Annotated in this window: 24 protein-coding genes; 6 read left to right on the top strand and 18 right to left on the bottom strand. The window is 70.7% G+C overall.

Going from position 1 to position 22,945, the window contains the following annotated elements; translation table 11 throughout:
* Positions 1-21: 21 nt before the first annotated feature.
* The 8 genes from EPO13_06130 to EPO13_06095 form a co-directional block, all read right to left on the bottom strand.
* On the bottom strand, positions 22-1,476 hold the full coding sequence (locus EPO13_06130; protein ID TAK69460.1) for an RNA polymerase sigma factor: 1,455 nt from the start codon (positions 1,474-1,476) through the stop codon (positions 22-24).
* A gap of 220 nt (positions 1,477-1,696) precedes the next feature.
* Positions 1,697-2,266 carry a Fe-S cluster assembly protein HesB gene (locus tag EPO13_06125; protein ID TAK69744.1) on the bottom strand — a complete coding sequence of 190 codons (570 nt, stop codon included), beginning with the start codon at positions 2,264-2,266 and terminating at the stop codon, positions 1,697-1,699.
* A 38-nt stretch (positions 2,267-2,304) separates the two neighbouring features.
* On the bottom strand, positions 2,305-3,291 hold the full coding sequence (locus tag EPO13_06120) for a hypothetical protein (protein ID TAK69459.1): 987 nt from the start codon (positions 3,289-3,291) through the stop codon (positions 2,305-2,307).
* Positions 3,292-3,392: 101 nt separating this feature from the next.
* Positions 3,393-4,589 (bottom strand): homoserine O-acetyltransferase, encoded by a 1,197-nt coding sequence (locus EPO13_06115; GenBank protein ID TAK69458.1) that lies wholly within the window; start codon positions 4,587-4,589, stop codon positions 3,393-3,395.
* A gap of 5 nt (positions 4,590-4,594) precedes the next feature.
* On the bottom strand, positions 4,595-5,911 hold the full coding sequence (locus EPO13_06110; protein TAK69457.1) for a bifunctional o-acetylhomoserine/o-acetylserine sulfhydrylase: 1,317 nt from the start codon (positions 5,909-5,911) through the stop codon (positions 4,595-4,597).
* A gap of 137 nt (positions 5,912-6,048) precedes the next feature.
* Positions 6,049-7,440 carry a DUF4192 domain-containing protein gene (locus EPO13_06105; GenBank protein TAK69456.1) on the bottom strand — a complete coding sequence of 464 codons (1,392 nt, stop codon included), beginning with the start codon at positions 7,438-7,440 and terminating at the stop codon, positions 6,049-6,051.
* Positions 7,340-7,912 (bottom strand): hypothetical protein, encoded by a 573-nt coding sequence (locus EPO13_06100; GenBank protein ID TAK69455.1) that lies wholly within the window; start codon positions 7,910-7,912, stop codon positions 7,340-7,342. Before EPO13_06100 ends, EPO13_06105 begins: the two co-directional genes overlap by 101 nt.
* Before the next feature lie 594 nt (positions 7,913-8,506).
* Complete coding sequence (locus EPO13_06095) at positions 8,507-9,712, bottom strand: flippase-like domain-containing protein (GenBank protein ID TAK69454.1); 1,206 nt, start codon at positions 9,710-9,712, stop codon at positions 8,507-8,509.
* A gap of 23 nt (positions 9,713-9,735) precedes the next feature.
* Between EPO13_06095 and EPO13_06090 the strand changes: the two genes are divergently transcribed.
* On the top strand, positions 9,736-10,383 hold the full coding sequence (locus tag EPO13_06090) for a VOC family protein (protein TAK69453.1): 648 nt from the start codon (positions 9,736-9,738) through the stop codon (positions 10,381-10,383).
* A gap of 32 nt (positions 10,384-10,415) precedes the next feature.
* On the opposite strand, the gene EPO13_06085 is transcribed toward EPO13_06090, so the two are convergent.
* The 3 genes from EPO13_06085 to EPO13_06075 form a co-directional block, all read right to left on the bottom strand.
* Positions 10,416-11,222, bottom strand: a complete 807-nt coding sequence (locus EPO13_06085; GenBank protein TAK69452.1) for a bacteriocin — start codon at positions 11,220-11,222, stop codon at positions 10,416-10,418.
* On the bottom strand, positions 11,219-11,635 hold the full coding sequence (locus EPO13_06080) for a ferritin (protein TAK69451.1): 417 nt from the start codon (positions 11,633-11,635) through the stop codon (positions 11,219-11,221). The genes EPO13_06085 and EPO13_06080 overlap by 4 nt, the downstream gene beginning before the upstream one ends.
* 73 nt (positions 11,636-11,708) lie before the next feature.
* Entirely contained in the window at positions 11,709-13,037 is a 1,329-nt protein-coding gene (locus EPO13_06075; protein TAK69450.1) for a DUF445 family protein, read from the bottom strand.
* Between the two features lie 52 nt (positions 13,038-13,089).
* Between EPO13_06075 and EPO13_06070 the strand changes: the two genes are divergently transcribed.
* The gene (locus EPO13_06070; protein TAK69449.1) at positions 13,090-13,704 is read left to right on the top strand and encodes a bacteriocin-protection protein; all 615 of its coding nucleotides are present in this window, start codon (positions 13,090-13,092) and stop codon (positions 13,702-13,704) included.
* Positions 13,705-13,710: 6 nt separating this feature from the next.
* Here the strand turns inward: EPO13_06070 and EPO13_06065 are convergent, their stop codons facing one another.
* The 3 genes from EPO13_06065 to EPO13_06055 are packed head-to-tail and all read right to left on the bottom strand — an operon-like array spanning position 13,711 to position 15,426.
* On the bottom strand, positions 13,711-13,950 hold the full coding sequence (locus tag EPO13_06065; GenBank protein ID TAK69448.1) for a hypothetical protein: 240 nt from the start codon (positions 13,948-13,950) through the stop codon (positions 13,711-13,713).
* A 46-nt stretch (positions 13,951-13,996) separates the two neighbouring features.
* Positions 13,997-14,449, bottom strand: coding sequence for an antibiotic biosynthesis monooxygenase (locus EPO13_06060; GenBank protein ID TAK69447.1), 453 nt, complete (start codon positions 14,447-14,449; stop codon positions 13,997-13,999).
* Positions 14,450-14,484: 35 nt separating this feature from the next.
* Positions 14,485-15,426, bottom strand: coding sequence for a hypothetical protein (locus EPO13_06055; GenBank protein TAK69446.1), 942 nt, complete (start codon positions 15,424-15,426; stop codon positions 14,485-14,487).
* A 199-nt stretch (positions 15,427-15,625) separates the two neighbouring features.
* Here EPO13_06055 and EPO13_06050 point away from each other — a divergent pair, with 199 nt between their 5' ends.
* Positions 15,626-16,849 (top strand): NAD(P)/FAD-dependent oxidoreductase, encoded by a 1,224-nt coding sequence (locus EPO13_06050; protein ID TAK69445.1) that lies wholly within the window; start codon positions 15,626-15,628, stop codon positions 16,847-16,849.
* Between the two features lie 10 nt (positions 16,850-16,859).
* On the opposite strand, the gene EPO13_06045 is transcribed toward EPO13_06050, so the two are convergent.
* The 4 genes from EPO13_06045 to EPO13_06030 form a co-directional block, all read right to left on the bottom strand.
* On the bottom strand, positions 16,860-17,105 hold the full coding sequence (locus tag EPO13_06045; GenBank protein TAK69444.1) for a DUF2277 domain-containing protein: 246 nt from the start codon (positions 17,103-17,105) through the stop codon (positions 16,860-16,862).
* 35 nt (positions 17,106-17,140) lie between these two features.
* Positions 17,141-17,986 (bottom strand): SDR family oxidoreductase, encoded by an 846-nt coding sequence (locus tag EPO13_06040; protein ID TAK69743.1) that lies wholly within the window; start codon positions 17,984-17,986, stop codon positions 17,141-17,143.
* A gap of 97 nt (positions 17,987-18,083) precedes the next feature.
* Positions 18,084-18,482 (bottom strand): SHOCT domain-containing protein, encoded by a 399-nt coding sequence (locus EPO13_06035; protein TAK69443.1) that lies wholly within the window; start codon positions 18,480-18,482, stop codon positions 18,084-18,086.
* Between the two features lie 15 nt (positions 18,483-18,497).
* Entirely contained in the window at positions 18,498-18,755 is a 258-nt protein-coding gene (locus EPO13_06030) for a hypothetical protein (GenBank protein ID TAK69442.1), read from the bottom strand.
* Between the two features lie 145 nt (positions 18,756-18,900).
* On the opposite strand from EPO13_06030, the gene EPO13_06025 reads away from it, so the two are divergent.
* The 3 genes from EPO13_06025 (at position 18,901) to EPO13_06015 (ending at position 22,853) form a co-directional block, all read left to right on the top strand.
* A complete protein-coding gene (locus tag EPO13_06025) occupies positions 18,901-19,791 on the top strand; it encodes an acyl-CoA desaturase (GenBank protein TAK69742.1) in 891 nt (296 codons plus the stop codon).
* An 87-nt stretch (positions 19,792-19,878) separates the two neighbouring features.
* Positions 19,879-20,850 carry a PD-(D/E)XK nuclease family protein gene (locus EPO13_06020; GenBank protein TAK69441.1) on the top strand — a complete coding sequence of 324 codons (972 nt, stop codon included), beginning with the start codon at positions 19,879-19,881 and terminating at the stop codon, positions 20,848-20,850.
* Positions 20,847-22,853: a hypothetical protein gene (locus EPO13_06015; protein TAK69440.1), complete on the top strand. Its 2,007-nt coding sequence runs from the start codon at positions 20,847-20,849 to the stop codon at positions 22,851-22,853. Before EPO13_06020 ends, EPO13_06015 begins: the two co-directional genes overlap by 4 nt.
* Positions 22,854-22,945: the final 92 nt, after the last annotated feature.

Genomic DNA, 22,945 nt, shown 5'->3' with positions numbered 1-22,945 from the left:
TTGTCAGTCCGGGCCGAGTCGTCAGTCCAGGTAGTCGCGCAGGACCTGCGAGCGGGAGGGGTGCCGCAGCTTCGACATGGTCTTCGATTCGATCTGCCGGATCCGCTCGCGGGTGACGCCGTACACCTTGCCGATCTCGTCGAGCGTCTTCGGCTGCCCGTCGGTGAGCCCGAAGCGCATCTTCACCACGCCGGCCTCGCGTTCACTCAGCGTGTCCAGCACGGAGTCGAGCTGCTCCTGCAGCAGCGTGAAGGAGACCGCGTCGGACGGCACGATCGCTTCGGAGTCCTCGATCAGATCCCCGAACTCACTGTCGCCGTCCTCGCCAAGCGGGGTGTGCAGCGAGATCGGCTCTCGGCCGTACTTCTGCACCTCGACGACCTTCTCCGGGGTCATGTCGAGTTCTTTGGCGAGTTCTTCAGGAGTGGGCTCGCGACCGAGGTCCTGCAGCATCTGCCGCTGAACTCGGGCGAGCTTGTTGATGACCTCGACCATGTGGACCGGAATCCGGATGGTGCGGGCCTGGTCGGCCATGGCCCGCGTGATGGCCTGCCTGATCCACCAGGTCGCGTACGTCGAGAACTTGTAGCCCTTGGTGTAGTCGAACTTCTCGACCGCCCGGATCAGGCCCAGGTTGCCTTCCTGGATGAGGTCCAAGAACAGCATTCCGCGTCCGGTGTAGCGCTTGGCCAGCGACACGACCAGACGAAGGTTCGCCTCCAGCAGATGGTTCTTGGCGCGACGACCGTCCTCGGCGATCCACTCGAGGTCGCCACGCAGCGTGGGATCGAGCTTGGCGCCGGAGTTCAACCGCTCCTCGGCGAACAGGCCCGCTTCGATCCGCTTAGCCAGCTCGACCTCCTGCTCGGCGTTGAGCAGTGGGACCTTGCCGATCTGCTTGAGATAGTCCTTGACCGGGTCGGCGGTCGCACCGGCCTGCGTCACCTGCTGAATGGGCTCGTCGGTGTCGTCGACATCGGAGATCGTGAAGGCTTCCGATTCCGTCTCCGGCTTCTGGTCGCCCTCCACCTTCTCTTCGGACTCGACCACGGCGAGATCCACCGCGAGCTCGGTTTCGAGTTCCGCCTCGATCTCCGCCTCGACCTCGAGGTCGATTACCTCGCCGCCTTCGACGACCACCGTCGGCTCGGCGTCCGGCGCCGCAGCGGCAGCGTCGACCTCGGTGGCCTTGGCCGCTGCGCTCTTCTTCCTGGCCGGGGGGGCCTTCACGACCTCGATCTGCTCGACGGCGGCGTCACCGGTCTGCCGGCGGCGAGACGGGCTCTTGGTCGGCTCCTTGGCGCTCGTCGTCGGGGCTGTGGGGGTCGCTGTGGTCGGCACCGGAGTGCTCGCCGCCTTCCGCTTGCGGGTGGACCGGGAGACGCCGGTCTCGGGAGCCTTCTCGTCGGCCGCCGGCGCTGGGTCGGCGACGGCGGTGGCGACAGCACGAGCAGACGAGGTTCGGGTCGGTGACACGGAGCACCTCTCGAGCTGGACCAATAACGAGGGCCCGTGTCAAGCCACCGTGGTGACCTGGACGGGCGCGGCGCCGGGCGAGGACGCACCGGCTGCAACATTGTGACATGGCAGGACCATTCCCACCCCTGCCCACCACCCCAAGGGGCGCTCGGACCTCAGTGCGGTAGCCGGCCGCAGCGGCGGGATACGACGAATCCTCGGCCACAATGGCGATCCCTCAGCTGGAACCCGCGCGAGCCGCCGCCTTCGCCGCCTGCTTGAACTCCCGCACCTTGGCCAGTGCCGCCGGACCAGTGACGTCGGCGACCGACCGATACCCCGGCAGGCCGTAATCACCGGCGGCCGCCTTCCACCCGGTCGGCCGTACGCCCAGTTGCTTGCCCAGCAGCGCGACGAAGATCTTCGCGGTCTGCTCGCCGAAGCCGGGCAACGCCTTCAGCCGGGTCAGCAACTGCGTCCCGGACGACGCCTCGGTCCAGATCCGGGTGACCTCACCGTCGTACTGCGACACAACGAGGCGCGCGAGGTCCTGCACCTTGGCCGCCTTCGCCGCCGGATAGCGGTGGATGGCCGGCGGCGTACGGCACAGCGCGGTGAACGTCTCGGAGTCGGCCTCGGCGATGTCGGCCGGTTCGAGCGAACCGAACCGGGACAGGATCTTCCAGCCGCCTCGGAAGGCGTGCTCGATCGGATACTGCTGATCCAGTTGCATGCCGATCACGACGGCGAGCGGGTACTCGTCGAGGACGGCGTCGGCAGCCGGATCGTTGGTGATCTGGAAGACCATGGCCGGATCCTTCCACGACGACCCGACGGATTGGCCGCTCAACGGGCGCCTCCTGCGCTCCCGGACGGTCCCAACACCAGGACCGCGCGAGCCTGCCGCACCGTCGAGGCGAGGGTGGCTTGCTGCAGCACAGGGTCGACGACGGCGAACGGACCGAGCTCGCCGATGGTGAAGGTCGCCGACCAGCGGGCCGTGACGCCGATCGAGACGCCGCCCGACTGCCGATAGGTGTGGACCACTGCACCGGCCGCGCCGCGATGCAGTACGGCGGGATCGAGGGAACCCGGCGACGAGGTCGCCGCCCGGGAGCCGTCGCCGAAGTCCCACGCCCAGCGAGCCACCGGCCGGGCCGTGACCTCGTAGCCGCCCAGGACGTAGTGCAGCTGTGGGGGCTCGGCCGACTGCCCGGCTGACAGCAGCGTCGGCAGGCCGGTGACCGGCCCGGCAGCCGGCGCGATCGCGGGCTGGAGCGGCGGTAGGCCGCGGGCGATCCGGTCACGCAGATCTGTCGCGACGTCGTCCACGGTGCGTGGCCGATCCGGCCCGAGACACGCGAAGGTGACGAAGTGAGCGGCTTCGCCCGGCCGGGCGAGCCAGACGGTCATGAACAGGCCGCCCTCGTCATTGCACCGTGGTTGTCCGCCTCGGCAGGACCCGGCATCCAGCCCGGCACGGCACAGCGGCCGGACATGCCACACGCAGTCTCGGCACGTGGCCAGCTGCGAGCGGGCGTCGGCCCCGGCCGAGTCGGAACCGGGCAGCAGCAGCCCGCCGGTGCCGACGAAGGCGTCGTGCTCGTCGTCGCCGGTCACCGCCGGGTCGCGGGCACCGGCGTCCGGTGGCGCAGCGGGGCCGGCAGCCAAGACCGGCGACGCGACGACGGCGCTGGTGGCCGGCGCCGCGACGGCGGCAGTGGTGGCCGGCGCCAGGACGGCGGCAGTGGATGGCGTTGGTGCGAGGGACAGCGTGGCGATCAGGGCAACGAGCCCGGCGACCGCGCCCGCCCCCCGTGGCGGGATCCTCATGAGCCGGAAGGTATGTCGGCGTCCAGGCCAGCGGAACCAGGTTGGGCCGACCTGGGGATAACCCTGGCGCTGCGTGGTCGGCTGTGCGCGAAGGGCAATCGTCAGCCGACGGACCGGGCCAACGTCTCCTCGACCAGCTTGCCCACCTGCACGCTCTCCAGCAGGAACGCGTCATGCCCGTGCGGCGAAGCGATGACGCGCAACTCTTCGGCGGTCGGCACCAGCGCGGCGATCTCCGCCTGCAGGCGTAACGGATACAACCGGTCGGAATCGATGCCGGCCACCACCAGCGGCAGCTGCACGGCGCGCAGCGCGGCAGGCACTCCGCCGCGGCCCCGCCCGATGTCGTGCGTCGACATCGCGTCGGTCAGGGCGACGTAGCTGCCGGCGTCGAAGCGACGGATCAGCGTGTCGGCCTGGTGATCGAGGTACGACTGCACCGCGAACCGACCGGACCCCGCGCTCGACCCCGCCACCGACGGCCCGAGAGGGTCCTCGCCGGGCTGTGCGGCTCGACCGAATCGCGCCTCGAGTTCGGTGTCGGTGCGATACGTCAGCTGGGCGATCCGGCGGGCGAGTCCGAGCCCGGCATGGGGCCCGTCGCCGGGTCGCGCCAGGTGGTAGTCACCGCCCGCCCAGCCGGGATCTCCGAGGATGGCTCGCAGTTGCACGGACTGGGTGGCGATCTGGTCGGTGGTCGCGGCAGCACCGACCGCCAGCACCAGCGCGGCGCCCACGCGGTGGGGAGCACCGACCGCCCACTCCAGCGCGCGCATCCCGCCCATCGATCCGCCGATGACGGCAGTCGCCCGCTGGACACCCAGGTGATCGAGGAGGGCGAGTTCGACGGCGACCTGGTCCCGGATGGTCGTGCGCGGCCACCGCGATCCCCAAGGCCGGCCGTCCGGTGCTCTCGACGACGGTCCAGTGGTGCCCTGGCACCCGCCGAGGACGTTGGCGCACAGGACCGCCCAGCGGTCGGTATCCAGCGCCCGCCCGGGACCGACGATCTGGTCCCACCACCCGGGAGTCGGGTGGCCCGGCCCCGGCTGACCGGCGACATGAGCGTCGCCGGTCAACGCGTGCAGCACGACGACGACGTTGTCTGCGCTGTCGTTGACGGTGCCGAGCAGTTCGTACGCGACCCGTACGGCGGGAATCCGCCCGCCGAGTTCGAGATCCAGCGAACCGAGTTCGGCGAAACGCCGGTCCCCGACCGGGTCCGTCTCCTGCCAGGCTCCCGTCGCAGGCGGAAGACGCTGATCCTCCTGCGGCGGGCAGTTCGAGGCCTGCGGCATACGACTCAGCCCTGCTTCGCCGCCCGGAACCCGGCATCGAGGTCGGCCAGGATGTCATCGATGTGTTCGATGCCGACGGCCAGCCGGACGAGGCCCGGTGTCACACCCGCGGTGAGCTGCTCGGCCGGCGACAGTTGCGAGTGTGTCGTCGACGCCGGGTGGATCACCAGGCTCCGCACATCTCCGATATTGGCGACGTGGCTGTGCAGGGTGAGCGCCTCGACGAACTGCCGCCCCGCATCGATGCCGCCGGCGATCTCGAACGCCAGGACCGCGCCCGGACCGCGCGGGGAGTACTTCTGCGCCAACGCATACCAGGGACTGGCCGGCAGGCCGGCATAGTTGACGGACAGGACCTCGTGCCTGCCGTCGAGCCAACTGGCCACCGTCTGAGCGTTCGCGACGTGTCGTTCGACGCGCAGGCTCAGCGTCTCCAGTCCCTGCGCGATGAGCCACGCATTGAACGGCGCCACGGCCGCTCCCAGGTCGCGCAGCAGCTGCACCCGCGCCTTGAGGATGAAGGAGAGATTGGCGCCGAATGCCGATCCGACGCCCAGATCGCGGGCATAGACCAAGCCGTGGTAGCTCGGATCCGGTGTGTTGTAGCCGGGGAATCGGTCCGGGTAGCGAGCGTAGTCGAACGACCCACCGTCCACGATGACGCCGGCGATCGCGGTCCCGTGGCCGCCCAGGTACTTCGTCGCCGAGTGCACGACGACGTCCGCTCCCCATTCGAGCGGGCGGATCAGGTACGGCGTCGCGACCGTGTTGTCCACGATGAGCGGGACGCCCGCCTCGTGCGCGACCGAAGCGACCCCTTCGATGTCGAGGATGTCGTTGCGCGGGTTGGCGATACTCTCGCCGAAGAACGCCTTCGTCCTCGGCGTCACCGCAGCGCGCCACGAGTCCAGATCATCGGGATCGTCGACGAAGGACACCTGGATGCCGAGCTTCGGCAGCGTGTAGTGGAACAGGTTGTAGGTGCCGCCGTACAAGCTCGGACTGCTGACGATGTGATCGCCGGCCTCGGCGACGTTGAGGATGGCCAGGGTCTCGGCAGCCTGCCCACTGGCGACCAGCAGACCAGCGACACCGCCTTCCAGCGCGGCAATGCGGTCCTCGACCACAGCCTGGGTGGGATTCATGATCCTGGTGTAGATGTTGCCCAGTTCCTTGAGCGCGAAGAGATTCGCCGCATGCGACGTGTCGTTGAACGCGTACGAGGTCGTCTGGTAGATCGGCAGGGCTCGCGCGCCCGTCGCCGAATCGGGGATCTGGCCGGAGTGGATCTGTTTGGTCTCGAACGACCATGCCTGACTCATGGGTACTCCCGGGTTGGCGCGGAGATTCCGCTCGGTCACGATGCGCTTCGACGCGAGACGTCCGCCCCGCGGTTGGTACCTGGTGGTGTGAGGTTGAGCGATTAACACTATTCGGGTAGGGCGAGTACGATAGCGCATCAGGAGGCGCCGAGGCAGTCCTGCTCGCTGAGACCGGCCATGAACGATCGCCAGCCGTCCGGGGGGACGCCCGCGCACAGCAGGCGATCGATCAGCCGGGCCAACGAGTAGCCAGGCTCGTCTGCTATCGCGCGGTCGATCGCAGCGCGGGCCAGAACCCCGTCACCGAGCAGCCAGGCGATCCCCGCGGCAACGGCGGCGACCGGGGCGACCTGGCCGCTCGGAGCCCGTCGGAGGACGTCGAGAACGACCGCGGCAGCGCGGTGCCAGACACCCGGATCGGCCTGCCCGTGGGACACCAGCCGGACCAGCACCAGGTCTCGGACGCCGGTGTCCCGCAACCAGACCAGGACGACGGCGACGTCGTCAGCCGGCAGTTCAGCCGCGCCGCCGGATATGCCGGCGACGACGTCGGGCTCGCTGAGCAAGCCGTAGATCCACTCGGCGGCCAGTCGCCTCGCCTCGTCCGCCGCACGAGCCGGTGTCCCGTCGCCCGCATCCGGCGAAGCGAGCACTCCCCCGCCGGCGGACGGCAGGAGCGTGCGCAGCGCCGCCGCTACTGCATCGCTGCCAGGCCCGGGGCGAACCTGCGCCACGACGTCGTCACGGCTGGCAAGGACGGCCGACCCCCGCAGCACGAAGGCTGCCCTGGCGCGCCACGCCTGCGGGTCAGCGTCGATCGCGCACCCGGCCGACGCGCCCACCACGCCGCCGCCGGCGTCAAGGAGCCACCACCGTCCGTCGTGGACGACCAAGGGGTCTCGCCACTGCGCACCGCTCGCCTCGAAGGCCGACCGCAAGGCGGCGAGCAGGTCCCGGTGTTCGGTGGCACGGTCCGGCACGGGTGGTCCCGCCGGATGCAGTACGGCGACCACGGCGGCGACCTGGGCGTGCCGGCACTGCTCGAGCAGTGCCGCCGCGAGCCGCGTCGCATCGGCACCCAGCAGGGCAGGAGCCGGTAGGTCGATCCGCATCGTCGCCCGTAACCGTCCAGCGACACCGGCCAGCAGCACGAGGACCAGGCTCCGGTGCGGCGTGAACCCCAGCAGGTGCGGGATCACCGCGGCGATGCCGCCTGGCGAATCGAGCTGGACCACGGCGCCGCCTGTGGCGACCTGCGGTGTGACGTCGGATGTCCGGTCAGGATCTCGCCGAGGTGCGGTCATGCCCGACAGCGTCCTCATAGACCAGGGGCGGCGCCGTGGTCGGCGCCGCCCCTGGGGACGTTCGAAACATACTGAGCCGCTTGGGGATAGCAAGCATCGCCGGAAGCCCGGCGGACCGGCGAGGTCAGGCGGCCGCAGCAGCACCGTCCGGGTCGACCGCGACGACCTTGCACGGCCACGGGCCGGTCGGCGCTTCCACCCAGACGGTGTGACCCGATCGCGCATCCAGCAGGGCGCGCGCCAGCGGAGACGTCACGGAAATGCGCTCGTCGTCGAGGAACGCCTCGATCGGATGCACCAACCGGACCTGGGCGACCTCGCCGTCGGGCATCTCGACCCGGACGAGCGACCCGAGACCGATCCGGCCGTCGAAGGCGTCGCCGTCGCGACCGACCTTCCCCGCCTCCGCAAGCACGCCTTCGAGGCGGTCGAGCTCAGCCTGGGTCCTTTCGAACTCGGCCACATCGCGCTCGTCGCGTTCCCATTCGACGAGCAGGGGACGCAGCCGGCCGAGCACCTCTTCACGCAGGTGACGGACCCGCTCCTCGAGCAGGCGCCGGCCGTCGGCGGTGAGAACGGGACCCGCCGGCAACCGCCCAGCAGGTGCGAGTGTGGTGGCGTTGGTCATGACGCTCTCCTTCTGCTTCGGTGCGGGCCGCTTCGGTGCGGGCTGATCCGTCGACGGGCTGGTGGTCATCACTGTTCCTTTGGAGGCTGTGATCCGGCCAAGAAACACGTCAGCGTCAGGTGAACATCTGCCGTCGCAGCACACCTGACGGTGTGGCGCGCCACGGGGTAGCCAGCGGCAGAGCCGACAGCCGGAACGACGAGTGCTCGGCCGGTCAGGGCGAGAGGAGAGACGAGCGAGGTAGCGGAACGAACTGTCACGGCGTGCCCTTCGGTCGGGGCAGGCAGCAGCCTGCTCGGCCGAAGGTCTCCCGCCGCCGGACCGAGGTCCGACCGGTCACACCGGGCGCGCGAGCGCCGTACTGACGATGTGCCGCGAGGGGGTACTCCCCTTCGAAGTCGTCACAGTGTCAAGGAGTCGCGCCGCAGAGTCAACTTGCCGCAGTGGGAGCCGGGGCTCCCGTCCTGCCGCGGGCCAGCGGACCGCACCTGACATGCAGAGGCCCGGCCGCACGAAGGCTTCCCCTCCCCCGCGCGACCGGGCTCGCACAGCTTAGAGGCGGCAAGCCACCGCGTCGTGACGGACACGCCGCACCGTGAACGACGAGGCGAATGGCAACCTCTGGGACCTCGCTCCTCGACGCCGGCGTGGCGCGCTGCCCGGTCAGATCTCGCCGGATCCGGGCGCGACTCCCGGCGCCCGGTCGCTGGCCAGCGCCGCGTGCCCGCGGCGTACCTGCCAGGTGATCAGGGTGGCGACGCCGGTCAACGCCAGTGGAACGAAGGACACTGCGCGCCAGACGATCGTGGCGGCCAGGGCATCGGCAGGGCTGGCACCGAACGACGTCAGCAACGCGGCCAGGGTGGCGTCGACGGTCCCTAGCCCTCCTGGCGTGATCGGGATCATGATCCCGATCTGCGCGATCGCCCAGGCGCCGAAGGTCTCCAGGAAGGTCACCGAGGACGGTGCGTCGCCTTCGACCGCGCGCAGCGCCAGGAACAGAATCGCGAACTGCGACAAGGACACCAGGAGATTCGTCACGGTGATCGCCGCCCAGCGGCGCTTGACCGTGTCGAGGATGCCGACGCGGAAATTGAGGATGGCGCCGGTGAGATCCAGCGAGCGACCGTGCCGGAACCGGCTGATCAGGCGGCCGGCGAGGCGGTCGGCTAGCGCGCCAACTCGCCGTGCCACAGTCTCTTTGGCCAGGATCAGCGCGAACAGCACGATCGCGACGGCGAGCACGAGCAGCCCGAGCAAGGCAGTGATGACGTTCGTGGAGTTGGCTCGACCGCTGGCGGCCAGGGCGGCCAGCCCGAGGATGGGGACCCCCAGCGTGATGAAGACGCTCCACACGCTGTTGACCGCGACCACGGCGGCCGCGCGCGCAGCGGGCAACCCGAACGACCCGAGCATGGCGTACTGCATCCCGACGCTCACCGCGGCGCCCGCCGGCACCGCGTTGCTGAGCATGAACGAGGTTTCCCCGACGACGAAGGCGTCGCGGTATCGCAGGCCGGGGGCGGCCGCGACGAACGGCAGCGGATAGACCAGCAGATACACCACCATCGCGACGGCCAGCCCGGCAACGGACACCAGACCCATGGTCTTGATCGAGTCCCACGCGTCGCCGTAGTTGCCGAGCTTGGGCAGCAGGAACGCGAACACGAAGACCAGGAAGACCAGGCCGATCACGCCCTGGATCACCGTCTTGCGCCGGTTGAGCCCCGTCCGGCCGCCGCTGGCGGTCGCCGGTGCCGGAGCCGTCTCGTCGGTCACGCCGGTCACCCTCCCACCTGTGGCCCCCCGGCGTCGCGCGGCACGCGCCCGTCGGCCGGCCGTCGGCGGGGCGGTGTCCGGCCCCGCCATGCCGACAGTGTTGGATGCCGGCCATGCGCCTCGACCACGTCTCCTATGCCTGTACGAACGAGGAAATCGGCGACGTCGTCCAGCGGCTCGGCTCGGCGCTGGGTGGCACGTTCACCGACGGGGGGCGGCATCCGCGCTTCGGCACCCGCAACTTCATCCTTCCGCTGGCGGCCGGGACCTACCTGGAGGTCGTGGCGGCACTGGAGCATCCAGCGGCGGACAAGGCGCCATTCGGTCAGGCAGTACGACGGCGCTGCGGGCTCGGTGGGGGCTGGCTGGGCTGGGTCGTGGCCGTGCCGGACCTGGCGCCGTACGAGCAGCGGCTGGGCCGCGCCGCAGTGCCGGGCAACCGGGTGCGACCCGACGGCGTCGAGCTGCGGTGGCACCAGATCGGCATTCTCGACGTGCTGGACGATCCGCAGCTGCCCTTCTTCACCCACTGGGAGGTCGAACCCGCCCTGCACCCCTCGGCGACTGCCTCCGACGCCATCGCGATCCACGGTCTGCAGATCGCCGGTGACCCCGTCACGTTGGCGCGGTGGCTGGGCGAACCAGCCGACCACCCACTGGAGGACATCGACGTGACGTGGACAACCGGGGAGGACGGTGGCAGCACCGGGCTGTCCGCCGTGGTCTTCCAGACCAGCCACGGCCTGGTTCGCATCGACTGAACAAGCGCTCGCGACGACGGCGCAGCAACGGGCTAGACCAGGGCGACGGCCGCGGCAGGTTCGGTGACGCGGAACGCGAACGACTGCTCCAGGTAGAGCTGGACGGCGTCGACGTCGTGGCCGGAGTAGCCCACGGACAGGTCCTGTCCGCTGTCGAAACGAAAGTCGCCGCCGCGCTGGCTCAGCACCACACCCCCGGTCAGGCCGGGCGTACGAACCACCGGACCGCCGAGAATCCGCTCAAGGTGCTTGTCCAGCAGGTAGCCACCGCTCTCGGTGCTCTCGGTGATCGAGGTGTAGCCGGCCGGGTCCACGGCCAGCGCGTAAGGGCCGCCGATCCCGCTGTCCTGCAACTGGTTCACCGCCGTCGCCACCGCTACCGGGTACTCCTGTGGACTGGCGCCGAGCGAGACCGGCGGCTGGCTCGAGGCCCGGACGATCCCGGTCACGCCGGCCTCGGCCCAGCCGAGCAGCACGGCGCGGTTCTCGGCGAGCGCCATACGTTCGGCAGCGACGTCGATCTCCTCGAGATCGGGCGCGTTCGCGCCGCGGTCGATGTCGTCGAGGGTGGCCCGGCGTACCGAGAATGCGACGCGGAGTTCGACGGCGGGCGCGACGACCCGGACCGCTGCCCGCACCCCGTCCTGCGCCGCGGGCAGCGATCGGACCTGACCGAGGCCGACCGAGGAGAACGTCCAGCCGTGGGGGCCGGCGAAGTCGACGAGCCTGCGTACCGCAAGTCGGGGGACCAGCCGAGCCCGCGCCTCGTCGTCGATGGCCGACCAACCGGCAGCGGTGATCGGCGCGTGACCGCGCAGCAGGTGCTCACCGTGCGTCATACGCCGACGCCCTCGCTGTCCGCGCTCTTCAGTCCACCGATCCCGAGCGACCCGGTCGCCGGGCCCGCGGCGCGATTGCTCGACGTGGCAGGCGCATCGCCGTCCGACGTCGCGCCTTCCTCGACCTCGAGCACGGCCGCCTCGGTGAACAGGTACGTCCGCAATTGCCTGTCCAACACCGGATCCCGTCGACGCAGCCACTCCAGGGTCATGACGGCGTGCTCCTTCTCCTCGTCCCGGTTGTGGCCGAGGATCGCGGCGAGTTCGGCGTCGCCGCAGGCCGCCGCACGCTGGTCGTACCAATCGACGGCCTCGAGTTCTTCCATGATCGAGACGATCGCCCGATGCCGGTCGACGAGGTCGGCGGACAGGACCGCCGGATCCTCGTGAAGTCCTGCGCTGCTGTCCGCCATGCCCCTCACCGCACCAGCCGCCGACAGCCCTGTCAAACCGAACGACGAGGTGCCCGGTGCCCGGCGCCGCCGCTCACAGGAGGAGTTCGGTCACCGTGTAGATCGCCAGCCCGGCGAGCGCACCGACGACAGTGCCGTTGATCCGGATGAACTGCAGGTCCCGCCCGACCTGCAGTTCGATTCGCCGGGATGCCTCCTGGGCGTCCCACCGTGCGACGGTCTCGGTGATCGTCGTGGTGATCTCGTCGCGGTACGTCGTGGTGACGTGGACGACCGCGTCCGCGGCCCAGCGATCGAGTTTCGCGCGGACCTGCGGATCCTCCTGCAGCGTGTGCCCGAGGCGGGCCAGGGACTCGTCGGCCCGGCGCCGCAACGGGCTGCTCGGGTCCTCGACGGCGTCCAGCAGGGCGATCCGGGCGGTGGCGGCCGCCTCGGCCAGGACACCTCGTACTCGCACGTGCCGCAACAGGTTTGCCGCGACCTCGTCCGCTCGGGCAATGGTCGGCGGGTCGTGTTGGAGTGCGCCGGAGAACTCCGACAGGAAGCGATCCAGCGCCTGCCGGAGTGGGTGGTCCCGGTCGGCGGCGAGCTCGCTGCTGATGCGCAGCAGCTCGGTATGGATGCGGGTACCGACGAGGTCGCCGACGAAACGGGGCGACCACGACGGTGCCTGGCCGGACACCAACGAGACGACGAGGTCACGGTTGGCCGCCACCCATCGATGGAACTCCCCGGCGGCCAGGTCGACCAGCTCGTGGTGCGCCCCGTCGACGACGACCTGCTCCAGCAGCCTGCCCAGCGGCGGTCCGACGTGGACCCGGGCGAGATAGCGAGAGAGGCTGGCCTCCAACGATGTCCGCACTTCCTCGTCGCTCAGCACGCCGAGCAGTCCGCGAACCATCGCCGCGCCCTCGCGGCCGACCCGCTCCACGTTCTGCGGCTGACACAACCAGTCGCCGACCCGCGAGGCCAGGTCGAGATTGGCCAGGCGGAGCCGGACCACCTCTTCGGACAGGAAGTTCTCGCCGACGAACGTGCCGAGGCTGGCCGCCAGCTGGTCCTTCTTCGTGGGAATGATCGCGGTGTGCGGGATCGGCAACCCGAACGGATGCCGGAACAACGCGGTCACGGCGAACCAGTCCGCCAACGCGCCGACCATGCCTGCCTCGGTAGCAGCGCGCAGGTACCCGGTCCAGGCCGGTCCGCCGCGTGCCTCAGCGACGCGCGCGACCAGGTAGACCGCGGCGACCGCCAGCAGCAGCCCGGTCGCCATAGCCTTCATCCGGCGCAGCTCGCGGCGCCGGCTGCGCTCGGCCGCTGTCAGCCAGCGGCTGCCGCGTCCAGAACCGGACGGCCCGGGCGGCCCGGACTCCACGCGAGGAGAGGTCGACAGCACGGGCATCCGGCGATTGTGGTGCACCCCGGCCGTCGGATCGTCGCGGCACACTGACCGCATGGTCAGCGCCGACGAGCCGGTCCTCACGTTCCACACCGGCGACGACTGGGAGGCGTGGCTGGAACGGCACCACGAGACGTCCGGCCCGGTCTGGCTGCGACTGGCCCGCAAGGGGGTGACGCCGGCGACCGTGGGCTACGTCGAGGCGGTCGAGGTTGCCTTGTGCTTCGGCTGGATCGACAGCCAGAAGGCGGCGTCGACGGGCGGCTATTCGGTGCAGCGCTTCAGCCGCCGTCGCGCCCGCAGCCCGTGGTCGGCCATCAACCGGGAGCGGGCCGTCGCGCTGGCAGCGGCCGGGCGGATGCGCCCCGCCGGCATCGTCGCGGTGGACGCGGCGAAGGCGGACGGCCGGTGGGACGCGGCGTACGCCGGCTCCCGCACGGCCACGGTGCCCGACGATCTCGCCGCGGCGCTGGCTGCGGTGCCGGAAGCCCGGCAGGCCTTCGACGAACTCGACAAGGCCAACCGGTACGCCATCCTGTACCGACTCATGGCTGCCAAGCGCCCGGAAACCCGAGCGCGCCGCATCACCACGTTCGTCGACATGCTGGCTCGCGGCGACGTACTGCACCCCACCAGCGCCCGGCGTCCGGCAAAGCCGCAGGGCACCTGACGGCGGTCAGCCGCCTGACTTGCGGCGGAACATCCGCTGTGTGGCCGCGTTCGATGTCGCGGCCGACGCCTTTCCCGCACCGGTCTGACCGCCCGTCCCGGAGGACTGCTTGCCCTTCTTGCGGGCCAGCGCCTCGCGGTACTTGCGACGCACGTCGTCGTCGGTGCCGGGTGTCGAACCGTCGTCGGGCGGTTGCGGAGATGCCGTGTCGGCCGTCGGCCGGGCAGGCGGGTCTGGCTGGCTCATGCGGTCATCCTGCCCGGCGCGAGACCACGGGGCCGATCCGGCACCCTCAGCCGGCCGCACGACCGGCCGAGCCGCCCGCGATGGCGAACGACCACAGTTCGCTGCTCACCGCGACCGACGGCCGGGCGGGTGCCTCCGACGAGCCGCTGCCGCCCTGCTCGTGGCCACTGCCCTCCGGCCCCCCGCTGTCCGCTGGGCCGCCACTGCCCTCCGCCCGGTGACTGCCGTCCGACCGGCCACTGCCTTCCGACGGGCCACTGCCCTCCGACCGGTGGCCGTGGCCGAAGGCCGGCGAGGCCACCCAGGCCTGGAACGCCGCTTCGTCGCGCCAGCGGGTCACCACCAGCCAGGTCGTGCGCTCGTCCGTGGGCTGCAGGAGCTCGAAGCCCTCGAAGCCGTCCTGGTCGTCGACCGCTCCGGCCCGGGCCGCAAACCGCCGGGCAAGTTCGTCGCCACTGTCGGCGGGGACCGTGATCACATTGATTTTGACGATGGTCATGCCGCCCATCCTGTCGGACCGTGACGGCATGCGGCTCATACCGGGACCGGCAGCGTGGCGGCGTATCCCGAGCCGACGTCGCCGGTCACCGTCGCCAGCTGCAGCGACCAGCCATCCCGGAAGACCGTGTCGGTGGCCAACGACGTCCGTCGCAGGTTCTGCGCACTCGCCTCGTATCCCGGTGAGGCGTACACGGCCTCGCAGACCTCGGCCGGCAGCGCCAGCTGTGAGGTCCGGAGTTTGTCACTGGCCGCCGTGGCCTGGGCGATGCTCGGATAGATCTCGAAGTGGAGATGCGGCCAGCGGCCCGAGTACGCCGCAGGGAAGATCGTCTGGAAGGTGACCGTCCCGTCGGCCGCGGTCGGCTGAACACCTCGAAGGTAGTTCTCCTGTGTCACGCCGGGGCTGTACATCGAGTACCGGCCTTCGCGATCGCAGTGCCACAGATACACCGCCGCGCCGACCAGCGGCGTGGCCCCCGCGGCGACCGACATCACCCGCAGGGTCACCGTCAGGGGCACACCTGCCGCCGTGGTCGTCGACGTACCGAAACTGCTGCGAATGTCGCGGCGGATGATCCCGCTGTCCCCCAACACATCGACGCCGTTGGACCCATCTGCAGGGAACGGCCCCGCCGTCTCTTCCGGGATCCGCGTCGAAGAGGCCGCAACAGACGTCCCCGGCGTCGCGGTCGCGCCGACGGTCGAGTTTCCGTCGGATGCCGACGCGCTGCCGCTGACGGATTGTGGTGTCGTGCCGCTCGGCAGGGCCGTCGTACTGCAGGCGGCCAGGGCACCGATCCCGGTCAACCCCAACAACGACAGGGCACGTCGGCGATCGAGCAGGACCGGCAGGTCCGCCGCTAGGCCGCCATCGTGCTCGTCGAGTTCACCCTGATCCTGCTGTGGTACCAGTGCGGATGCGCGATGCGCCGCGGGTGGCCGCGGCTGCGGTGACTGGGCGGGTAGCTTCGCCATGGCGTGTCCTCCGATCGAGTCCGACCCCGGATCGTCGACGTTAGGGCGACCGGCTGTGCACCAGCTATGACCGGACCCTGAGGCCATCGAACGCGCCAAGGCGCCTCGACCCTCGGCGGCGGACCATCACTCGCAGCGCCGGGGCGCTGCGCCGCGGATGGTCGTAACGTCACTTCCGGCCGACTCGCGAGGAGGACCGATGAACGCACCGATCGTGATCGTGGGAGCGGGTTTGGCCGGCTCGAAGGCGGCCGAGACGCTGCGGGCCGAGGGCGACGACTCCGACGTGGTCCTCATCGGCGCCGAGCCGGAGCGCCCGTATGAGCGGCCCGCCCTGTCGAAGGACTATCTGGCCGGGCGCGTCGACCGCGAATCCGTCTACGTCCACGAGGCGTCGTGGTACGAGTCGCACGCCGTGGACCTGCGCGTCGCCACGACGGTGGTCGCGGTGGACCGCACCGTTTCCGAGGTCCAGCTGAGCACCGGCGAGCGGCTCGCCTACCACCGGCTGCTACTGGCCACCGGGTCACAACCACGAACGTTGGACGTCCCGGGCTCGACGGCCAGCGGCATCCGGACGCTGCGGACGCTGCCGGACAGCGACCAGTTACGCGAGGCGATCGCCACCGCCAGTGACGTCGTCGTCGTCGGTGCCGGCTGGATCGGCCTGGAGGTCGCCGCGGCAGCGCGCGCCGCCGGGTGCACGGTCACGATCGTCGAGACGGCCGACCTGCCGCTCGTGCGCATCCTGGGACCGCAGATTGCGGCGGTCTTCGCCGCCCTCCATCGCGACAACGGCGTCGATCTGCGGTTGCGCACCGGGGTCAGCCGGTTCACCACTGCTGCCGGCCACGTCACCGGCGTAGAGCTCAGCGACGGGACCTCGGTCGCCGCGCAACTCGTCGTGGTCGGCGTCGGTATCAGCCCGCGAGTGGAACTCGCCGCCGGGGCAGGGCTGGACGTGGCCGACGGAGTGACCACCGACGCGTCGTTGCAGACCTCAGACCCCCGGATCTACGCCGCGGGCGACGTTGCGGCAGCCTTCCATCCGTTGCTCGGCAGGCGAATCCGCGTGGAGCACTGGGCGAATGCGCTCCACCAGCCGCAGGCCGCCGCCCGGGCCATGCTCGGCCAGGACGTCTCCTACGACCGGCTGCCGTATTTCTATACCGATCAGTTCGATCTCGGCATGGAGTACACCGGTTACGCGATGCCCGGCGAGTACGACGACGTGATCATTCGCGGTGACCTGGACGCTCGGGAGTTCGTTGCCTTCTGGACCAGCGGCGGGCGTGTCGCGGCCGGTATGAACGTCAATGTCTGGGACGTGACCGATCAGATCAAGGCGCTCATCCGCAGCCGCGCTGTTGTCGACCCGGTCGCGCTGGCCGATCCCGGGACACCGCTGGAATCGCTGAGCTGAGTTCAACCGGTCAGGAGACCGAGGATGCTGTTGCCGGCGCGCGGCCGGAACTGCCACGGATGTCGAGGCCGGCGAGCAACTCGACGGTCGCCTCGGTCACTGCCGCCACCGCCTGCTCGAACGCTTCGGCGTTGGCCCGGCTCGGCGCCCGGAAGCCGCTGATCTTCCGGACGTACTGCAAGGCGGCGGCATGCGCCTCTTCGGCGGTGGCGGCCTCGACGAACGGCGGACGCAACGTCTTGATGCTTCGGCACATGGCCCCACCGTAGAACTCGGGTGGCCACGCCGCCCTCAGGGTCGCCGAACCCGTCCCAGGACCGCCGCCAGCGGCGTCGCAGGGTGACCGGTCAGCCGCTCGACGTCGTCGTGGACCGCAGCGAACTCGCCGGCGGCGATGGCGGTGTAGGTCGAGACCCAGGCATCGAGCAGGTACTGCGGCGCACCGTAGTGGGCACGCGAGGCGTAGGCCTCGGCCACCGTCTCGGGCTGATACCGGAAGGACCGCCCCGAGGTCACCGCGAGGGCAGCAGCCAGCTCGTCGAGGGTGAGCGATTGCGGACCGGTCAGCTCGTACGTCGCGCCCCGGTGTGCACCGGGGTTCAGCAGGACCGCAGCGGCCACGTCGGCGATGTCGTCGATGGCGACGACCGCGACCCGGCCGCCCCCACCGGGGCCGCGGATGACGTCGTCCTCGCCGGCCAGCAACGGGACGAAGTCGGCATAGAGGTTGTCCCGCAGCAACGTCGTGGCCACGGACATGGCCTGCAGCAGCTGTTCGGTCGCGGCGTGGTCACGACCGAGGGTGAACACCGAATCGGCGGCAGCGCCGACGAACGACGTATAGACGATGTGCTCGACTCCCACGGCCGCCGCCGACTCGATGAAGGCCGCGTGCTCGGCGACCCGAACCGGCGACTCCGCGGCAGACACCATGAAGAGCACCCGCACGCCCTGCAACGCCGCACGAGCTGCGACCTGGTCGTCGTACGACGCCGCAGCGATCGACGCGCCGGGGAGCTGAGGCGCTCGAGCCGGGTCACGCACGATCAGTCGTTGCGCCACGCCGGCCGCTGCCAGCCGGCGCGCCACGGCACCGCCGAGCCGGCCGGTGGCGCCGGTGATCGCGATGTCCGTCATCTCATGCCAGGCATTCGGCGGGCGCAGCGCGATGACGACACGGCTCGACACGCCAGGGGCGGACGACTGCCGTCGCCCGCCCCTGACAGGTCTGCACTCAGGCGAGCGCCTTCGCCTTCGCGGCCTCGAACTCCGCGTCCGACAACACGCCGGAGTTGCGCAATTCCGCGAGGTGCGCGATCTCCTCGGCCGGGCTGCGGGAACCGGCGACGCTCTGGATGTACTCGCGGGCTTGCGCGTCCTGCTCCTTCAACGCCGCCAGCGTGCGCTCGTGCATTTTGCCGCCGCGGACGATCAGGTAGATCAGCACGCCCAGGTATGGCAACACGATGATCGCCACGGTCCAGATGCCCTTCGCCCAGCCGCCCAGGTCAGCAGACCGGAAGATGTCGCTGAACACCACGATGAGCAGCCAGATCCAGATGAAGAACATGACGAACCAGAGGAAACTCCACAGCACCTCGCCGGTGCCGAACTCAGCGGCGAGCAGACTCATGTCGCGCGTCCTTTCTCATCGGGCTTCCAGCCCGCGTGGCAGCCGCCCGGTATCCGGATGGTCGGGCATGATCATGGCACCGGCATGGACCTCCGGCATCAACCACACGGGATGATCGCGCCGCGCGATACGAGGCCACCGAGCCGCCGATTTGTCCGTCCCCTCGCGGTGGCACAAACTGGAGTCATCCGCATTCAGCGCGCTCAGCCACTCAGGCTCCTCCTGCTGCTTGCCCGGCGCATGGAGGAAGCTGTTGTCGTCGTCTCTTCTCACGACCACGGAGCCCGTCGGCTCGCCTGAGTACGACGGCACGACTGAGTACGACGGCCCGACTGAGTACGACGGCCACGTGCCGTTCGATCTGGCGCCGCGGCCAAAGGCGCCGGCCAGGCAGTCGCTGTCGCGGGTGTCGCTGGCTGTGACGCTCGGGGTCGTCCTCGTCCCGTTGATCGGCTTGGCCGCCGCCGTGGCGTTCGCGTGGGGTTCGTGGGTGAACCCGCTCGACCTCGGCATCGCGGCAGTCCTGTACGTCGCGACGGGCCTCGGGGTGACAGTCGGCTTCCACCGCCTCTTCACCCATCGATCCTTCACCGCCTGCCCGGCGCTACGCGCCAGCCTTGCGATCCTCGGTTCGATGGCCTTCCAAGGCGAGCTCATCGGCTGGGTCGCCCTTCACCGCCGCCACCACGCCCTTGCCGATCAACCGGGCGATCCGCACTCGCCGTACGAGTACGGCGGTAGCGGCCTGGCCCCGCTTCGGGGCCTGTTCCATGCCCATGTCGGCTGGTTGCTGCGTGGCGAGCAGGCCGACAGTGAGCGCTATGCGCCTGACCTGCTGAAGGACAAGGACATTCGGACGATCTCTCGGCTGTTCGTGCCGTTGTCCGTGCTCTCGCTGGCACTGCCCTTCGGGTTGGGGTGGTTGTTCGGTGACGGGATCGGCTCGGCACTGACGGCCCTGCTGTGGGGTGGCCTGGTCCGCATCGCGCTGCTGCAACACGTCACGTGGTCGGTGAACTCGTTGTGTCACGTAGTGGGACGGCGGCCGTTCCGCACCCGAGGACACGACCGCGCGACCAATCTGCGCCTGCTGTCCGTGGTCTCGCTGGGCGACAGCTGGCACAACGCCCACCATGCGTTTCCCGGTTGCGCTCGGCACGGCGTCGACGCCGGTCAAGCTGATCCCAGCGCGGCCCTGATCAAGCTCTTCGAACGCTGTGGCTGGGCCACCGACGTTCGCTGGCCGGACGCCAGCCGCCTCGACCGGCTACGGACGCACGTCGCTGCGCCGGGGGTCGACACCGCCTGAGGGCCGCCGTTCGGCGGTGCCACCAGATTCTCGGTGGCGGTGCGGGTCAGCCCATAACGTGGGGCCGGTCGGCCGTAGCGTGGGGCCGTGCCCGCCGCCGCAGTCAGTCCCGCCGCGACCGGACGGCGTGCCGCCGGCGACAGCCCCGCGACGACCGGCATCCCCGTCGAGGTGGCCACCCGCGGCGAGGGGCTACCGGCGGCCGTCTCGCCCAGCCAGGTGACGACGTACCTCAGTTGTCCTTTGCGGTATTACTTCGCCACCGTGGGTCGCTGGCGCGAGCCGCCGTCACCGGCCACGATCGCGGGCAGCCTCGTGCACGACACGTTCGAGGCGCTGTACCGGGAAGCGCCGGCCGACCGCACCCGGCAGCGGGCGCACGACCTGCTGCGAGCCGAAGCCGCCGAGTGCTTCAGCGCGCCGGAGAACGCGCCATACGCCCGCGATCCCGACGTCGCCGATCTGGCGAAGGCCAGCGTGGACGGGCTCTTCGAGGTGGAGGACCCCACCCGCGTTGCCGTCGCCGCCACGGATCTGGCGGCAGCTGTGGCGACCGAGGTCGGCGGGGTCAGGTTCGCCGGCCGGCTGGACCGCCGGAGCCGCGGCGAGGTCGACCGCCTGACCGACTACAAGACCGGCCAGCGGCCGGCGGCTGCCGACCTGGGAGATGCACTGCGGCAGCTGCATTTGTCCGCGGCAGCACTCGAGGTCACCGGCGACCCGGTCGACGAGGTGGAACTGCTCTACGTCGCAGTCGGGACACGCGTGCGGCGCCCGGTGTACCGGGCCGTGCTCGACGACGCCGTCGCGACCCTGTCCACCATGCGCGCGTCGTCGGCTGAGTCGCTGCAGCGCAACACCTGGGAGGCCCGGCGTGGCCCGCTGTGCCGTCGGTGCGCGTTTCGCCGGGCGTGCCCGGTGCTACGGCACGGCGCCCCGGCACCGGGAACCGCCGATTCCGATCTCCTGCTGACCGGCACTGGGCTGCAACGCCGGTCGGGTCCGCGACCCGAACCGCGACAGGCGGATCCCGCGACCGCGGCTGACCACGCCCGATGACCGGGACTCCGTCGACGCGCGATCACGCGGCCGCGAACGCCTGGACTCCGCCGTGGGATTACGACGGAAACCTCGACCATGTCCGGGTTAGCGCCAGCCTGCTCGGCGAGGTCGGTCCTGGTTCCTGCGCGGAGTACCTCGCGGGCAAGGCGCATCCGCAGGTCTGGCCGCGACGGGCCGAATGGGTACCGCGGCGGCAACCCCGCTGGGAGTCCTTCCCGCTGGGCCTGGTGGTCGCTGCCGTGCGATCGGTCGAGTCCGGCGGGGTGCCGGCTGCTGCGGACGAGCCGTGGTCGGCGATCGCCGATCGAGCCGTCGCCGCGGCCGTCGCTGGAGACGACGTACGACTCGAGGTCCATCCGGCGATGCAGCGCTGGGCCGAACACGCCACCGAGACCTATCTGGACCTCGCCGAGTCTCTGGCCGCCGTATCGGCCGGCCTGCTCCCCGATGCGCCGCGTGCCGTGGTGTGGGCGAACGACGGCGACATTCGCGAGGTGACGGCGTGGGGCTTGGGGTACGCCGCTGCCGACGGCACGGTCCGCGAGCTGCGGCTCCTCCGGCTGCGGTCAGCCCGCGACGTCAAACCTCGTCCGGCACAGCAGATCGCGGCCGCGGCGTACGTTACCGCGGTCGGACGCCGGGTGATCGACGGCACGGACCGCGGCGGCCCGGTGCGGGTCGCTCCCGCCGAACGACCCGTCCAGTTGGTGCGCCTGCTCGACGTCGGACTCGGCGACGGCAGCGTTGAGGTGCTGTGGGAGGGCGATCCGGCCGAGGCGACCGACCGCTACCGAGCGCTCGGGTTGCCGCTGGTCCCGGTGCTCATCGCCGGTGGGGACACCCGGCCGCAGCGGAAATGCGGGACCTGCCGGGCACGGCCGCAATGCCGCGCGGTGAACCGCGACCCAGGCCTGCTCGGGATGCCCGACAACGGCCGACGGCCGCGGGTACTCAACCCCAGCCGGCTGGTCACCTACGCGGTGTGTCCGGCGCGCTATCTGCTCACCGCCGATCTGAAGCTCCCGGCCGAACGCAGCACCGAATCGGCACCGATGCGCCGCGGCCTGCTGGCGCATCGGTGGCTGGAACAGTCCCATTCGCGCGGCACCGGCTGCTGCGCAGCCGACCTCGACCCGCAGTCTCCTGCCGCCGCGGACCTCCTCGACGCGGCGGGCATGTCGGTGCCAGAACTGACCGAGGTGGCCCCTTACCTGCTGCAGCACATGACGATCTGCCCGTTCCAGCTCCACGACGTCGGCGCGGTGCGGCCCGAAGCCGACCTCGCCATCGATGACACCGACGCCGAGGTCCTCGTCGTCATGCGTCCCGATTTGCAGTTGCGGACCCCCACGGGCGTGGTGTGGCGAGAGACCAAGACCCTGACTCACCTGCCCACCGCCTCCGACGATGTCCTGTTGGCTGCCTTCCCCCAGGTCGCCATCGCCATCTGCGCCCTGGCCGACGGCGCCGTCGGTGCAGCCGTCACCGAGTCCGGCCCTGCCGGCGACACCGGGGCCTACCCCGTCGCAGACCCGGGCGCTGGCACCGGGCCCGGTGCTGGTGCCAGCACGGACGCGGACGCCGCGCTCGGGGAGGGCGCCGCGACCGTGGAACTGGAACTGCTGAGCCCCGTCGAGTCCCGGCTCGTGCGGTACGACGCCAGGCACGAGGCCACCGTGGTAGCGGCGCGAGCGGCTCTGGCACAGGCGATCCATGCCTGGCACCACGACGACGACTTCGCCACGCGGCCAGGACCGGCTTGTGCCAGTTGCGAAGTCGCTCGCTGGTGCCCTGACGCCTTCGCCGACCGCGACTCCGGGACGAGGCAGACCGGCGGCACGGTTGCAGCGCCGGGCGACGGGTCAGACCCGGATACGCCGCCGGACGTCGATCCGGTCACCGGCGAGATTCTGGAGTCCGTCGACGACCCAGCGGCGATCGGGCTGGCCGCAGCCATCCTCGGGATCCCCGGCAGCGAGGACGACGAGTTTCCCTTCTGATTCGGCCTGCTGTCGGCCAGGAGATCCTCGGCCGCGCGGCTGCCTGGCCCGCGCGGTGGGACCACGCCGATGGTCGGCCGGGCGGCCTGCGG

Source organism: Actinomycetota bacterium (assembly GCA_004297305.1).
Lineage (GTDB): Bacteria > Actinomycetota > Actinomycetes > S36-B12 > FW305-bin1 > FW305-bin1.
This window is presented reverse-complemented; position numbering and strand designations above follow the sequence as displayed.

Coding starts and splice junctions, on each gene's coding strand:
- EPO13_06125 (TAK69744.1), bottom strand. CDS start 2,266: ATGGTCTTCCAGATCACCAACGATCCGGCTGCCGACGCCGTCCTCGAC.
- EPO13_06120 (TAK69459.1), bottom strand. CDS start 3,291: ATGAGGATCCCGCCACGGGGGGCGGGCGCGGTCGCCGGGCTCGTTGCC.
- EPO13_06115 (TAK69458.1), bottom strand. CDS start 4,589: ATGCCGCAGGCCTCGAACTGCCCGCCGCAGGAGGATCAGCGTCTTCCG.
- EPO13_06110 (TAK69457.1), bottom strand. CDS start 5,911: ATGAGTCAGGCATGGTCGTTCGAGACCAAACAGATCCACTCCGGCCAG.
- EPO13_06105 (TAK69456.1), bottom strand. CDS start 7,440: ATGCGCGATCGGGTCACACCGTCTGGGTGGAAGCGCCGACCGGCCCGT.
- EPO13_06100 (TAK69455.1), bottom strand. CDS start 7,912: ATGACCACCAGCCCGTCGACGGATCAGCCCGCACCGAAGCGGCCCGCA.
- EPO13_06095 (TAK69454.1), bottom strand. CDS start 9,712: ATGGCGGGGCCGGACACCGCCCCGCCGACGGCCGGCCGACGGGCGCGT.
- EPO13_06090 (TAK69453.1), top strand. CDS start 9,736: ATGCGCCTCGACCACGTCTCCTATGCCTGTACGAACGAGGAAATCGGC.
- EPO13_06085 (TAK69452.1), bottom strand. CDS start 11,222: ATGACGCACGGTGAGCACCTGCTGCGCGGTCACGCGCCGATCACCGCT.
- EPO13_06080 (TAK69451.1), bottom strand. CDS start 11,635: ATGGCGGACAGCAGCGCAGGACTTCACGAGGATCCGGCGGTCCTGTCC.
- EPO13_06075 (TAK69450.1), bottom strand. CDS start 13,037: ATGCCCGTGCTGTCGACCTCTCCTCGCGTGGAGTCCGGGCCGCCCGGG.
- EPO13_06070 (TAK69449.1), top strand. CDS start 13,090: ATGGTCAGCGCCGACGAGCCGGTCCTCACGTTCCACACCGGCGACGAC.
- EPO13_06065 (TAK69448.1), bottom strand. CDS start 13,950: ATGAGCCAGCCAGACCCGCCTGCCCGGCCGACGGCCGACACGGCATCT.
- EPO13_06060 (TAK69447.1), bottom strand. CDS start 14,449: ATGACCATCGTCAAAATCAATGTGATCACGGTCCCCGCCGACAGTGGC.
- EPO13_06055 (TAK69446.1), bottom strand. CDS start 15,426: ATGGCGAAGCTACCCGCCCAGTCACCGCAGCCGCGGCCACCCGCGGCG.
- EPO13_06050 (TAK69445.1), top strand. CDS start 15,626: ATGAACGCACCGATCGTGATCGTGGGAGCGGGTTTGGCCGGCTCGAAG.
- EPO13_06045 (TAK69444.1), bottom strand. CDS start 17,105: ATGTGCCGAAGCATCAAGACGTTGCGTCCGCCGTTCGTCGAGGCCGCC.
- EPO13_06040 (TAK69743.1), bottom strand. CDS start 17,986: ATGACGGACATCGCGATCACCGGCGCCACCGGCCGGCTCGGCGGTGCC.
- EPO13_06035 (TAK69443.1), bottom strand. CDS start 18,482: ATGAGTCTGCTCGCCGCTGAGTTCGGCACCGGCGAGGTGCTGTGGAGT.
- EPO13_06015 (TAK69440.1), top strand. CDS start 20,847: ATGACCGGGACTCCGTCGACGCGCGATCACGCGGCCGCGAACGCCTGG.